This is a genomic window from Lysinibacillus sp. FSL K6-1151, assembly GCF_038630755.1.
GTDB classification, from domain to species: Bacteria; Bacillota; Bacilli; order Bacillales_A; family Planococcaceae; genus Lysinibacillus; species Lysinibacillus fusiformis_D.
Map to the genome: position 1 here is coordinate 4,505,563 of NZ_CP152040.1, position 13,415 is coordinate 4,518,977.

Below are 13,415 nucleotides of genomic sequence, written 5' to 3' on the forward strand. Positions count from 1 at the left end.
GCGAGGACTATGATATCTATTCAAAGCACAGAGCAACTAACAGGGGTACGGGTTAGCGGGGATTATTGGGATTTAGATGAACTAATCAATGCGATCTATAAAGTAACTGGTGATGAAAATAAATACTATGATTATCAAGGTCCTCGACTACGTATTTTAAGCGTATGCTATAAACTAAGACATGCTATGCTCGGGGAACATCACCTTGATTTTGTGAGTAACGGACTTAATAAAAATGTCCTGACACAACATGAACTGATCTTTCCTAATAAAAATGTTTATTTTGCCACAGAAATTCTTTGGCCAGAAATAATATTTAGTGCGATTGCTTTAAATGATTTTATTGATTTGCATCAGCAGTTAAACAATGCGTCCATGTGGAATTATGAAATTGCCATTTTACGCAAGTTTCAAGCGGCTATTGCCGATTGTTTGGAACAGGAGATTGATGAGGAAGATTACGTTATGTTTGTCCGAATGCTACATGCTAAAAATCCATTCACTTTCCGTTTTGCTACGCAATATGTTGATGTTCTGAATCTAGAATATATTCAATTAAGTAAAGAGGAGCGAAAAGCACATTTAGCGGCATTTGCGGTGCGATTAATGGTAGAGGATCATGAATATTTGGCATTAAAATCAACTCTAATGGAAGCAGCCATTACGACTAAGCAAGCATTACATGATATCCAAATACAACTGAATTATCCTGAAGAAATACTATGGTGAACAAATCATGCCGTCTCAAAAACTTTGAGACGGCTACTTTTCTATTTAATGGTTTTGTAAGCCATTTTACGAATAACTCCCTCGTGCTGAGGATAGTCTGCTAAAAGCTCTTCCTGTGTAAACAATTCAAAATCTGCAAAGTCAAATCCTGGTGCAACCATACACCCGACTAGACTAAACGTCTCGGAATCCTCCACCGATGAGCCGAAAATGGTATTTTTCGGAACTGCAATTTGTGGTACCTCACCAGCTTCTACATTCAAACCAAGCTTTTTCGCCTCATAGGTACCATCGGGAAAAATCATATGAACTGTTAGTGGACTTCCCGCATGGTAATACCATAGCTCATCTGATTGCAATCGATGTAAATGTGAGATATCTTGTGAGCGTAATAAGAAATAAATACTCGTATAAATAGGTCTCTGAACATCTCTCACTGCTAGCTCGTCTGTGGCACGAAATGATGAAATGTAATAGCCTCCTTCTGGATGTTCGGCTAAATTTAATTGTTTAATAAAATATTGTGCTGAAAACTTCAACATGTATCACTCCTTTTTTCCACCTTACCAAAAAATAAAGTAAAAAGGCTACCTTTGATTTTTCAAGGGATCAGCTTTATCAAGAGGTAATCTTGATATATCGAAGATCAACTGAAAGGGCATCTCTTTGTTGAGATGCCCTTCAAATTCTATAATCCGCCTAAATAAGCTGCTTTTACTTGCTCGCTCTCTTGAAGCTCTTTTGCTGAACCAGCTAAAACAATACGTCCTGTTTCAAGTACATACGCACGATTAGCAACAGATAAAGCCATATTAGCATTTTGCTCAACAAGCAATACAGTTGTACCTTCTTTATTGACCTGTTCAATAATATTAAAGATGTTTTTAACCATTAGCGGTGCAAGACCCATCGAAGGTTCATCCATTAATAACAGTTTTGGTTTTGCCATTAAGGCACGGCCCATCGCAAGCATCTGCTGTTCCCCACCAGATAATGTGCCTGACTGCTGCTTGCGACGCTCTAATAAGCGCGGAAATAGCTCGAAAACATGATCCATATCTTTTTTAATACCAGCTTTATCATTACGTAGATAGGCACCAAGCTCTAAGTTTTCTTCTACTGACATATTGGCAAAAACACGACGACCCTCCGGAACGTGGGAAATTCCTGATTTAACAATAGTTTGTGCTGCCTTCCCAGCAATAGAGAAGCCCTCGTATTCAATAATGCCACCTTTTGGCTTCAGTAAACCTGATAATGTCTTTAACAATGTACTTTTTCCAGCACCATTTGCACCGATTAACGTTACAATTTCACCCTCGTTTACTTCTAAAGAGAGGCCCTTTAATGCTTGGATGTTGCCATAATAAACATCGATATTTTGTACTTTTAGCATTAGCCGATAACCTCCTCACCAAGGTACGCTTCAATTACCTTAGGATTGTTGCGAATTTCTTCTGGTGTCCCGTCAGCGATTAATTGTCCATGATCGAGTACATAAATGCGTTCGCAAATACCCATAACTAAGCTCATATCATGCTCAATTAACAAAATGGTTAAGCCAAATTCTTTACGAATAAATGCAATTAACTCCATTAAATCATGTGTTTCCTGCGGGTTCATCCCTGCTGCTGGCTCATCCAATAATAGTAGCTTGGGATTTGCCGCTAAAGCACGAGCAATCTCTAAACGACGCTGCATTCCGTATGGTAAGTTTTTCGCTAGTTCATCCTTATAGACATCTAAGCCAAAGATTTTTAAGAATTCAATTGATTGATGCTCCATTGCTGCCTCACCCTTGAAATGAGTTGGCAAACGGAAAATAGAAGACCACATGGAATGCTTAGCAAGAGAATGATTGGCTACCTTAACATTGTCTAGAACAGATAGCTCTTTAAATAAGCGAATATTTTGGAACGTACGGCTAATACCCTTTTGCGTCACCTGATATGGTGCAAGTCCATTTAATCTCATACCATCAAAAGTAATTATACCTTCCGTTGGGGTATAAACCCCTGTCAGCATATTAAAGCTGGTTGTTTTCCCAGCACCATTAGGTCCAATTAGCCCTACTAATTCACCTTGATTAAGGTACATATTCACACCCTGTACCGCCTTTAAACCACCGAATTGAATCCCCATGTTTTCAACTTTTATAAGAAGGTTTCCAGTCATTATTTTGTACCTCCTTTTTTACCAAACTTAAATAACTGCGTAATTTCCTTTGTTCCCATTAAGCCGGTTGGACGATACAGCATGACAATAATTAATACTAAACTATAAATAATCATACGAGTTTCAGGGAAGTTTGCTAGATAAGTTGATACAAAAGTTAAGAAAATCGCTGCAATCACTGAACCAGAAAGACTCCCTAAGCCACCGAGTACAACATAAATTAAAATATCAAATGATTTTAAGAAACCAAATGTTGTCGGTTGGATAATATAAAAGTTATGTGCGAAAATAGCTCCAGCTAGACCTGCAAAGAAAGACCCAATCGCGAATGCAACAACTTTATAATAGGTCGTATTAATACCCATAGCATCCGCTGCAATTTCATCCTCACGAATGGAAATACACGCACGACCATGACGAGAATTTGTAAAGTTCGAGATAACGAGAATCGTTAACACAACACCAAAGAATGCATATGTCCAGTTAGATAAATATTTAACCTGCATCCCCGCTGCGCCACCAACATAATCCGTATTTAAAAAGATAATACGAATAATTTCAGCAAAGCCTAGTGTCGCAATTGCTAAATAATCTCCTTTTAAACGAAGAGTGGGAATCCCTACTATTAGACCAGCAACCGCTGCTGCGACTGCCCCTAAAAGGATAGCCAATGGGAATGGCAGCATTAATTTTGTGGTAATGATAGCGGACACATATGCACCAACTGCTAGGAACCCAGCATGCCCAATTGAGAATTGTCCAGTAACCCCAATAACAATATGCAAGCTGACAGCCAGCATGATGTTAATACACATTGTGATTAACATATTTTTGTAGTACAAATCAATTACTTCTGTTGTAATCAATAATTGCACAACTGCATAGATGACTAGCGCTATTACGGCATAGCCCCAAAAAATTTTAGACTTTTTCATAAAACCGCTCACCTACACTTTCTCACGGGCATTTTTACCAAAGATACCCGATGGTCTGAAGATTAAAATTAAAATTAAAATTACGAATGCCGCTGCATCACGCCATAATGAGAAGCCAAGCGCACTTACTAAAGACTCTACAACGCCTAGTAACATACCACCAACCATAGCGCCCGGAATGATACCAATACCACCAAGAACAGCTGCGATAAATGCTTTAACGCCAGGAATAACACCCATTAAAGGATCAATCTTTGTATAATAAACACCGAAGATAACACCCGCTGCACCAGCTAAAGCTGAACCAATAGCAAATGTTGCAGAGATTGTATTATCAACGTTTATACCCATTAAGCGAGCTGCATCTGCATCGTGAGAAACGGCACGCATCGCTTTACCGATTTTTGTTTTATGTACGATGAATTGTAAAAGAATCATCAGTACAACTGCGACTGATAAAATTAAAATGGATGTACTGCTAATTTGTACACCAAAAATATCAAATGATTTATTTTTGAAAACTTCAGGATAAGCTGCTGGTTGAGCACCTCTGAAGAAAATAGTAGTGTATTCAATTAACAATGACACACCAATCGCTGTAATTAATGCTGCGATACGTGTTGCATTTCGTAAACGTTTATAGGCAATACGTTCAATTAAAACACCAAAGATCGCACAAACGGTCATTGCCAATAATAGAGCCGGGAAGAAACCAAGCTCCCATTTAGCAATTGCGTAAAAGCCAATAAATGACCCGATCATGAAAACATCACCATGAGCAAAGTTAATCAGCTTGATAATACCGTATACCATCGTATACCCTAACGCTATTAACGCGTAGATACTTCCAAGTGAAATACCGTTCACAAGTTGCTGTATCCATTCCATGCGCATTCACTCCTTTGAATTTTCTGAAAAATGAGAAATCTGTACATGCATCTATACTAGAAAGTTATGAATTACGTTAGCATTCTAGTTATCTAAAACATAAAAAGGAAGGCGTGTTTACCCGCCTCCCCCTTGCTTACAAAACATTAAGGATTAACTTTAGAGTTGAACACTTGTTTACCGTCTTTGAATTCAAGAACTGTTGCTGTTTTAATTGGGTTATGGTTTTCGTCAACTGAGAAAGTACCTGTTACTAAAGAAAGATCTTTTGTTGCAGCTAATTCATTTTTAATTGCTTCACCATCCGTAGAGCCTGCACGTTTAATCGCATCTGCAATGTAGTAAATTGAGTCATAACCAAGTGCATTAAATGCGTCAGGTGCTTTGTCACCATTTGCCGCTTTAAATGCCTTTACGAAATCTTGAATTTTTTGGTCTGGGTCTTCAGCAGAATAGTGGTTTGTGATGTATGTGTTATTCAATGCATCCGCACCAGCTAAATCTATTAAAGTTGGAGAATCCCAACCATCAGCACCCATTAAAGGTACATCAATACCCATTTCACGTGCTTGTTTAACGATTAAACCAACTTCTTCATAGTATCCTGGGATAAAGATGAAATCTGGATTTGATGCTTTAATATTTGTTAACTGTGTACGGAAGTCTGTATCCTTCGCTACATAAGCTTCTTCTTTCACAACTTTTCCGCCACTCTTAGTAATTGTTTCTTTAAAGGATTTTGCCAAACCCTTTGCATAGTCTGATGCATTATCTGCGAAAATAGCTACATTTTTCGCATCTAGCTCGCCTGAGGCAAAGTTAGCCGCTACAATTCCTTGGAATGGATCGATAAAGCATGTACGGAATGCATATTCATTCACACTGCCATCTTCGTTTACTGTAATATTTGGCGCTGTACCAGAACCAGTTACAATTGGAATTTTATTATCATTGGCTATTTGAACCGTTGCTACTGTATTTCCTGAAGTTGCAGGCGCTAGCATTGCTACTACTTTATCTTGCGTTGCTAGTTTAATAGCAGCTGAGGTTGCCTCAGAGTTCTCTGATTTATTATCTACTTTAATCAGTTCAATTTTCTTGCCGTCAATACCGCCAGCATCATTAATTTCTTTTACAGCCAGTTCTGCACCTAGCCCAATAGAGGAACCATAAGATGCTACATTCCCCGAAAGCTCTAAGTTGGCACCAATTTTAATTGTATCGCCATCAGATGAACCTCCGCCTGATGATGAGCCTCCGCCAGAACTTGAATCGTCTCCGTTACCACAACCTGCAAGAACACCAGCAAGTAATGAAGATGCTACTAAAAGTGAACCGAACTTCTTAAGCTTTTTGCTCTCTCTCATAATTAAATTCCCCCTGAAAATTTCTAAAATATTAGATATTTCTGATAATTATAAACAATTAAATTCATTTACTCAATAGCAAAAATAATTATTTATAACTATCCTAAAACGAATGAAAAATATTATTCATATAAGCCTTTTACATTGTAAAACATTCTTTATATTTAGTCTAGAGTGATTTTTCAGTATAATTAGTTATTTGTGAATTATCTTTTAATTTTACATAAAGACTAGTACAAAACTATTAGATGAAATTACTTTTTTACAATAAAGTCTAAGTAAGAGCGTTCATTTTCTCATATCATTATTTCCCTGAAAATAATTACTGCGATGTTACTTTATTTAAATTAGAAAAGCTTAGAGTTGGTTTCCCAAGCTCTAAGCTCTTTTTAAGACAAACACACAAAGACGTTCATTAATATTGGTTTCATTTTCTAAATGAACCTCATGAAGTAATTCAAATGATGTTCCGTGATGTAAAAATTGTAAATAATCATAAGGCGGATAATATAAAATTAAATGAATATCTCGCATTCGCTGTTCATAGGATTTCCAAATATTATGAATGACTGTACGAAAAATATGAATCGAAAAAGGGTTGAAGAAGAAGAACACATTATCACGTGACTTTATTTCATAAGCCTCAGCTATTGTATGAATAAACGAAATGGGTGCATGTGCTTTCATTTTTTGGAGATAACTACGTTTATTTTCTTCAGCCTCTGCATAAAATCCTGCATCCATTTCTATCCCAATAGTCGGAATACGGAACTTATGATGCACATAAATGGGTACTCTTCCTTTTCCACATCCCATATCAATGAATACTGGATTGTCCGGCATCTCGTACGCTTCAAACAATTGTTCCAACCCGCTATATGGTGTTGGCTCATATCGGTGATAGTGTGCGAGTTTTGGGAAACCGTATTGTTCTCCCACTGTGTTAATATGCAAATATTTATCAAACTGCTGTTCATTCATATGAAAAGACTCCTCAGAAAAGAATGCTTTATTTTAACACGATAAAATGCAAAAACCATACCCAAACATGTTGGATATGGTTATTTTTCAACGACCTCTGCGTTTAAATTTAACAACAAAGAGAAGTGCTAAGAGAAGCAATACAAGGCAGGCTGCGGCTGTAAACACTGTATTTTTATCAATTACAGTTGCTTGATTAGACGCTCCATCATTTTCACCTGGCATACTGATTGGGCCTCCGCTTCCATCAGGACGTTGCATTGATTCGCCATTTTGTCCTTCTCGTGGGCCATTGCCTTCTCTATTAAACGGTGGGCTCTGTGATGGATCAAAATCCTCTGGTAGCTGACTCGGGTCAAAATTCTCTGGCATTGAATTCATCTCACCATTTTCATTTGGAGTTGGTACGCCCATATTTCCTTGTGATGTCGTAGACGCTTCTACAACCAGCTCTCCAGATAGCTGCTTTAAAATAGATTGGGAGCGCTGTTTAGCGAATTCAGGTAAGCTATTTTCACCTTCAACTGCCTCTAAGAATTGCTCTGTAGTAGAGAATTTTGTGGGATCTGCCTCCACATAGGTCGTTATTAATAGTGCTAAGTTTTTAGTAATAGCTTGTACATAATCCTCTGTTAAATAGGTTGTCGCTAGCTCTTCTAGATAACCTTCATATTTAGCACGGTACTCTTCATTAGTAAGCAAGGCATTCAGCAGTGGCCGCTCCTCTAACGTTGTGCCAGAAACAGGGGTTTTCACACTAAAATTAATAGCACTCTCGGCTAACAGGTTGCTGGACATCCCCATTTCCATTCCCCTATTGAGGCCTCCATCTGGCTGTTGTAACCTCCCCCCACCTGCCTGATTAAGTTGTTCATTGTTTTGTGCTACTGGTTCTTCTAAAGTTGTCGGAGCATCAGCTGGATTTTGACTGTTTTCTCCACCCATTCTACCACCTCCACCGCCAACACCAAAGCCGCCGAAGGACATATTGTAATCCCATGGAATAATTGAAAACACACCATTCTGTTCATACAAATAATAGTTATGTTTCATATTCCCCTGGTAACTATCTAAATTGACAAGTGCTGTATTGACAGCGAAATAACGTAACATTTCATCGACATCAAGGTATTTTTTGATGTCTCCACCGTTATTAATAGCATTTAGCATCTCCACAAGCTTGGATTGATCCATATGACCCTCATTTGTTTTTAATCCTATGCCTGTATAGTCTGCAATATCATCACTAATATATTTCAAATCACTGCCAGTTCCGTCTGGCTTAAATAAAAAGCCATCATTAGAACCATAGTTATTGGCTAGGAATGTCTCATCTACTGCTTCCACTCCTAAAAACAAGCCCCGTTCTTCACCATTTACTGTGACATACATATAGGAGTGTGCTGGTGTTGGTAAGCCCATTTGCTCCATCATTTCATAGGAGATATATTCCCGCATCAATGTAGCATCACTATAATTATTATTTAAATTTAATTTTTTCAAACCATATAAGCTTTGAGTATCATCATAGTAATCAAAATCGATTTTTAAACTATAACGATCCGAGTCACTATTGACAACTGATCGTAATGATAAATTCCCTTTTGTGCGAATAGCAACATTCTCAATTTTCTTGCCGTTTACTGTAATATCCGCCTGTTTTAATTCCTCGTCCGCTGCATTTTCAAGCATGTCAGTCCAATCTTCCTTAGCAATCTCGATATCGACAGTGGTTACTTTATTGCTATTAAATACCATATCCTCATAGGAGAACTCGGAATTTTTCGTTTCAATTCCTGCATTTGGAAGCACAGCATATATCACGACAAAGAGAAGGAGTAAAATTGCCATGCACAGGTAGACAATTCGTGTTTTAATCATAGCCATCACCTCTCATCGTAGTCCTTTTTGTTAATGAGGTCATTACGCTGTGAAATTCCCATCGTAGCTAAGCATCATGGCTGATTTAACACCAGCAACTTTTGTTAGTTCATCCATCAGCTTCGCATCATTTTGCTTTACACGAATTTCGTAAGTTGTTTCAATTTCATCATTATGCATAATGGATTTTGATTTGAGTGCGAATTTTTTTGTTTGTGCAGCAATAATTCGCTCCACCTCAGCATTTGCTAGCTCTTCTTCAAACTTTACAATCAATAAATAAGGATTCTCTACCGTAATTTTATTCACGAACACTAGTAGTACAAGACCGATTAACACAGCACCGATAATTACTAATGGAATAAACCCTGCTCCACATAAAATACCAGAAACAATTGCCCAGAAAATATAGACTAAATCCATTGGATCTTTAATAGGTGTTCTGAAACGTACGATGGATAAAGCACCAACCATACCAAGTGATAACAGAACATTTGAACTAATCCCCATAATTACAAGTGCAGTTGCCATTGTCATAATAAGTAATGAGATATTGAATGAATGAGAGTAAATGACACCATTAAAAGTTTTCTTATAAACGGCGTAAATGAATAGCCCTATAAAAAATGCCACTACTAAGCCAATAATAGAATCGATTAATGAAAATGATGTTGTTTTTTCTAAAAAGTTGGATTTAAATATATCGCTAAATTTAATTGTATCCATTTGTTTATTCTCCTTTGTATTTAGCCGTACATACGACTAAGCTGATATTTGGAATATGCCTCTGCACGTGTATCTACAGATTGTAGTAAATACTTGATAATGTCTGGTAAATATTCATCATACTTTACCTCTAAAATCACAAGGTTCGGCTCCAGTACATCTACCATCGGCAGGTTTTGATTAAACATATCTGTGTTGCGTAGACTCGATTGGACCTTACTATCAAACGTAACGCGGACATTTCCAAACGGATAAATGTATGCCTCTCGCTCATAATCTACTACCGTTGTAGGTCTAAGCTGGCTATAATTCATTTCTTGATATAAGTCTCGAATTAGCGCTCGGTCGTCATTCTCCATCCAGGATATATCCCCGACACGCATTTGTTCATACTCAGCCTGAGATATTTTACATTTCGATTTAAAAGTGACATTGTTACGCTTACTTTTTCGCTCTAAATTAATAATGGCACTAGATTTCCCGTATATGCGTACCCGATATTTATCTCGATTGATATAGCCCTCTTTTTTCTCATTTAGCACTTTATTGGCTAAATTATCGAAATACGTACTACGGATCAAATATTTACCGTCCTTGCCCGCATGCTGGTCTAGCTGCATAACATGCTGAAGCTTAGCTTTTAATAAGGCATAATCTGGGTAGGATATCGCTTGTTTAATTTCTTGGCGACCATTTGGATTAAATGAAGTTACTATCGGCATCTCATCACGCTCCCTTGTCTTAGTGTTATACTGACAGCTACTTTCCCATTTGAATGGTTTACCAACTAGTACATGAAGATGACAAAGCCTTCATAAGGCTCGTCCTTTTGTTTACTCCTCGTCTACACCATTTACTATAAAGAGCTTTTGTGTCAGGCAGATGTCGGCTTTACATATTCTTCAACTATTTTTTACAATTCAATGCTCACCACCATCTCTATGAGACATGCAAAAAAATAACTATCGTCTTCCTCTACTCTCGGTACAATGATTGGCTGCATCAACATAAAAAAGCTACCACGCTCTTACAGCGTAGTAGCCTTTTGTAATACTAATTCAAAGGATGTGCCAGAGGTCTTGCTTTCGATTAATCGTAAATCACCCCCGACAGATTGTGCCATCATTTTACTAAGTGGTAGTCCTAAACCCAAGCCTCGAACTGTATATTTTTTATTTTCTCCTCTATAAAAACGCTCAAAAATAAATGCCTGTTCCTCCTGAGGGATACCGCGCCCTGTATCTTTGACTATCATCGATAACGTATCCCCTTGATCTGTCAACGTTAAGGTGATTGTTCCTTTGTCCATCGCCTGTTTGGCATTCGTTAAAAGGTTTGTCATGATTTGTTGGATACGAACAATATCAGCCTCTACCAGTACAGGTTGATCTAATAAGTGCAAATTCACACTTACAAGCTCATCATCCTGCATGACTTCCCACTGAGCCACTGCATCACGCAATAACTGATTAACATCTACAGATTCGATCTTCACGGGGATAGCATCCACAGCAAAGTGGTTAAAGGCAAGTAAATCACCAACCATTGTTTTCATTTTTGTTGTTTCAACCATCGCCATTTCAATGAACTCTATCGCATCCTGCCCTGTTACAACGCCATCTTTTACAGCTTGTAATAGACCACTTATCGAGGTAACAGGTGTTTTCAACTCATGAGTGACACCTGCTAATAATTCCGTTCGCGTTTTCTCCAGTTGTTCTAGCTTACTCGCCATATTTTTAAAGGATGTAACAAGCTCATAGACCTCTTTTTCTTTACTATCTTGAGGTAAATCAACAGCATAATGACCTTCCTGGACATGCTTGGCTGCCTCTGCTACTTGCTTGATTGGACGGGCTAAACGCTTTGATAAAAAGTAAATGGCTATCCAGCCTAATAAAGCCACTGCTCCAATCAATAAGGCGAGCTGACCATATGCTTGGTTAACGCTTGTTAAATTTACCTTCTTCTCCATCACGAGAACCCAGCCCAATAACTGATCATTATTTTCTATCTTTCTTATAACCACATATTCGGGCTCTCTTTCCCCAGTTACTTCCTTCGTCCCTTCTTCTCCATCCAACAAACCAGTCACATTTTTGGCACTGCCAGGAGGCACAGGGCGGTTACTCGTCAGTATATTGCCTTCTGTGTCAACAACATACAAAATCGGATCAATCTCTCTCATATTGAAGCGCTCACGATCCCCAATAAAGCCTGGAATACCCTTTATCGGCCCATTATTAGGATTTGTTGTATCAGTTAAACGATAGACCGTCTCGTCTGCTAAAAACGCCATCAATTCTAATCGATTTTCAAATGTTGTATGACGAATCCACGCAGCCGAGATGAAGGAAATTATAGCTAAGCCAATAAAAAGTGTTAATAAATAACGGCTCGTCCAATATTGGAGTAAAGATATTCGCTTATTTTTTTTGAACACTTAGCTGATACCCCAATCCACGTAGTGTCTTTATTTCTCCTTCTGCCCCATCCCATTCCTTTAATGCCCTTCTAAGCCTCTTTATAGCTAAATCTACTGCTCGATCACTACCTTCATACTCCCAACCCCAAACTTGATCTATGAGCTGATCACGGGTAAATGTTTGATTGGGATGGTCTGCTAAAAACATAAGCACTGATAAATCTCTTGGCGTTAATATAATTTCTTCTTCACCAAGAAATACCCTATGTGCTTTACTATCAATGGTTAAAGAACCATAACGTTTTATAACGGATGAATTTGTGCTTCCTTCAGCACGTCTTAAAACAGCCCTCACCCTTGCAACAACTTCATCTGCAATAAAAGGCTTAGCAATATAATCGTCTGCCCCATGGTCAAACCCTTCTAAGCGGTAGTTTACTTCACCTAATGCTGTCAACATAATAACAGGGCAAGTACTTAGCTCTCTAATTTCCTTTAAAATGGACCAGCCGTTTTTCTCTGGCAACATAATATCTAATAACACTAGGTCTGGCTGTATTTCCCGAAACATGTCCAAGGCTTCACCACCATTGAAACATTGTGTCACATCATAACCCACTTTTTGTAAATATACCTTTAACACCTGACTTATTGCATATTCATCTTCTACTACTAAAATATTTGCCATAGGCATTCACCTCGATACTAGTTCGCTCTTACATTCATTATAGCACCAGATTATGTCAGTTAAATGTCAGCCTATATACAGCCCATAAACTGCTATGAGATAATATATAGAGGGGCATCTATTGACAATGTCTTCCTAAGCCACTTATCATTGATTGCGAATGATAATCAATGATAATTCATTCAAAATTTAAGTAAATGAAATTAAGGGGGGTAAAAGCATGATTATTGTAACTAATCGTATTCAAGTGAAACCTGGTTTTGCTGCGAAAATGGCACCTAACTTTACAAAGCCAGGTCCACTACAACAATTTGAAGGCTTCCATAAAGTAGAGGTGTTAATTTCGACCGACGATCCTACTTATGACGAGATGAGTGTTAATATGTATTGGGAATCCAAAGAGCATTTCCAAGCATGGCGTAATAGCGATGCATTCGCAGCAGCCCATCAGCGTCCAAGTTCGGGTTCTGAGGGAGAAAAAGCGGACAGCCCAATGATTGGCAGCAAAATTGTGGTGGCTGAATTAGCATCTTCCATCGAAGCTTTACGTTAATGAACGACAATTAAATTATTTATACATTATCTTCTGATTCTATCTAAAAAGCCCTGCATGTTGAACC

At 38.0% G+C, this 13,415-nt stretch carries 14 protein-coding genes; 2 read left to right on the top strand and 12 right to left on the bottom strand.

Annotation, left to right across the window (positions count from 1 at the left end):
- The first annotated feature begins 9 nt into the window (after positions 1-9).
- Positions 10-729, top strand: coding sequence for a hypothetical protein (locus MHI04_RS21930; RefSeq protein ID WP_036123832.1), 720 nt, complete (start codon positions 10-12; stop codon positions 727-729).
- A gap of 41 nt (positions 730-770) precedes the next feature.
- Here MHI04_RS21930 and MHI04_RS21935 read toward each other — a convergent pair whose 3' ends face one another.
- The 12 genes from MHI04_RS21935 to MHI04_RS21990 form a co-directional block, all read right to left on the bottom strand.
- Positions 771-1,271, bottom strand: a complete 501-nt coding sequence (locus MHI04_RS21935; protein ID WP_170829857.1) for a cupin domain-containing protein — start codon at positions 1,269-1,271, stop codon at positions 771-773.
- A gap of 146 nt (positions 1,272-1,417) precedes the next feature.
- On the bottom strand, positions 1,418-2,125 hold the full coding sequence (locus tag MHI04_RS21940; protein WP_036123837.1) for an ABC transporter ATP-binding protein: 708 nt from the start codon (positions 2,123-2,125) through the stop codon (positions 1,418-1,420).
- Positions 2,125-2,904, bottom strand: coding sequence for an ABC transporter ATP-binding protein (locus MHI04_RS21945; protein WP_036123840.1), 780 nt, complete (start codon positions 2,902-2,904; stop codon positions 2,125-2,127). The genes MHI04_RS21940 and MHI04_RS21945 overlap by 1 nt, the downstream gene beginning before the upstream one ends.
- Positions 2,904-3,839 (bottom strand): branched-chain amino acid ABC transporter permease, encoded by a 936-nt coding sequence (locus MHI04_RS21950; RefSeq protein ID WP_036123842.1) that lies wholly within the window; start codon positions 3,837-3,839, stop codon positions 2,904-2,906. Before MHI04_RS21950 ends, MHI04_RS21945 begins: the two co-directional genes overlap by 1 nt.
- Positions 3,840-3,851: 12 nt before the next feature.
- Positions 3,852-4,727, bottom strand: a complete 876-nt coding sequence (locus MHI04_RS21955; RefSeq protein ID WP_036123845.1) for a branched-chain amino acid ABC transporter permease — start codon at positions 4,725-4,727, stop codon at positions 3,852-3,854.
- 146 nt (positions 4,728-4,873) lie between these two features.
- Positions 4,874-6,094: an ABC transporter substrate-binding protein gene (locus MHI04_RS21960; protein WP_036123848.1), complete on the bottom strand. Its 1,221-nt coding sequence runs from the start codon at positions 6,092-6,094 to the stop codon at positions 4,874-4,876.
- Positions 6,095-6,472: 378 nt separating this feature from the next.
- Complete coding sequence (locus MHI04_RS21965) at positions 6,473-7,075, bottom strand: SAM-dependent methyltransferase (RefSeq protein ID WP_036123850.1); 603 nt, start codon at positions 7,073-7,075, stop codon at positions 6,473-6,475.
- Between the two features lie 87 nt (positions 7,076-7,162).
- A complete protein-coding gene (locus MHI04_RS21970; protein WP_342535192.1) occupies positions 7,163-8,956 on the bottom strand; it encodes a CotH kinase family protein in 1,794 nt (597 codons plus the stop codon).
- A gap of 42 nt (positions 8,957-8,998) precedes the next feature.
- Positions 8,999-9,682, bottom strand: a complete 684-nt coding sequence (locus tag MHI04_RS21975; RefSeq protein WP_089933370.1) for a DUF4956 domain-containing protein — start codon at positions 9,680-9,682, stop codon at positions 8,999-9,001.
- Between the two features lie 20 nt (positions 9,683-9,702).
- Positions 9,703-10,404, bottom strand: a complete 702-nt coding sequence (locus MHI04_RS21980; RefSeq protein ID WP_058845136.1) for a polyphosphate polymerase domain-containing protein — start codon at positions 10,402-10,404, stop codon at positions 9,703-9,705.
- Positions 10,405-10,709: 305 nt separating this feature from the next.
- Entirely contained in the window at positions 10,710-12,125 is a 1,416-nt protein-coding gene (locus MHI04_RS21985) for a HAMP domain-containing sensor histidine kinase (RefSeq protein ID WP_342535193.1), read from the bottom strand.
- On the bottom strand, positions 12,109-12,795 hold the full coding sequence (locus MHI04_RS21990) for a response regulator transcription factor (protein ID WP_330493783.1): 687 nt from the start codon (positions 12,793-12,795) through the stop codon (positions 12,109-12,111). The genes MHI04_RS21985 and MHI04_RS21990 overlap by 17 nt, the downstream gene beginning before the upstream one ends.
- A gap of 220 nt (positions 12,796-13,015) precedes the next feature.
- Here MHI04_RS21990 and MHI04_RS21995 point away from each other — a divergent pair, with 220 nt between their 5' ends.
- A complete protein-coding gene (locus MHI04_RS21995; RefSeq protein WP_036123876.1) occupies positions 13,016-13,348 on the top strand; it encodes a heme oxygenase in 333 nt (110 codons plus the stop codon).
- Positions 13,349-13,415 lie beyond the last annotated feature (67 nt).

Coding starts and splice junctions, on each gene's coding strand:
- MHI04_RS21930 (WP_036123832.1), top strand. CDS start 10: ATGATATCTATTCAAAGCACAGAGCAACTAACAGGGGTACGGGTTAGC.
- MHI04_RS21955 (WP_036123845.1), bottom strand. CDS start 4,727: ATGGAATGGATACAGCAACTTGTGAACGGTATTTCACTTGGAAGTATC.
- MHI04_RS21980 (WP_058845136.1), bottom strand. CDS start 10,404: ATGCCGATAGTAACTTCATTTAATCCAAATGGTCGCCAAGAAATTAAA.
- MHI04_RS21945 (WP_036123840.1), bottom strand. CDS start 2,904: ATGACTGGAAACCTTCTTATAAAAGTTGAAAACATGGGGATTCAATTC.
- MHI04_RS21965 (WP_036123850.1), bottom strand. CDS start 7,075: ATGAATGAACAGCAGTTTGATAAATATTTGCATATTAACACAGTGGGA.
- MHI04_RS21995 (WP_036123876.1), top strand. CDS start 13,016: ATGATTATTGTAACTAATCGTATTCAAGTGAAACCTGGTTTTGCTGCG.
- MHI04_RS21940 (WP_036123837.1), bottom strand. CDS start 2,125: ATGCTAAAAGTACAAAATATCGATGTTTATTATGGCAACATCCAAGCA.
- MHI04_RS21970 (WP_342535192.1), bottom strand. CDS start 8,956: ATGATTAAAACACGAATTGTCTACCTGTGCATGGCAATTTTACTCCTT.
- MHI04_RS21950 (WP_036123842.1), bottom strand. CDS start 3,839: ATGAAAAAGTCTAAAATTTTTTGGGGCTATGCCGTAATAGCGCTAGTC.
- MHI04_RS21990 (WP_330493783.1), bottom strand. CDS start 12,795: ATGGCAAATATTTTAGTAGTAGAAGATGAATATGCAATAAGTCAGGTG.
- MHI04_RS21960 (WP_036123848.1), bottom strand. CDS start 6,094: ATGAGAGAGAGCAAAAAGCTTAAGAAGTTCGGTTCACTTTTAGTAGCA.
- MHI04_RS21935 (WP_170829857.1), bottom strand. CDS start 1,271: ATGTTGAAGTTTTCAGCACAATATTTTATTAAACAATTAAATTTAGCC.
- MHI04_RS21975 (WP_089933370.1), bottom strand. CDS start 9,682: ATGGATACAATTAAATTTAGCGATATATTTAAATCCAACTTTTTAGAA.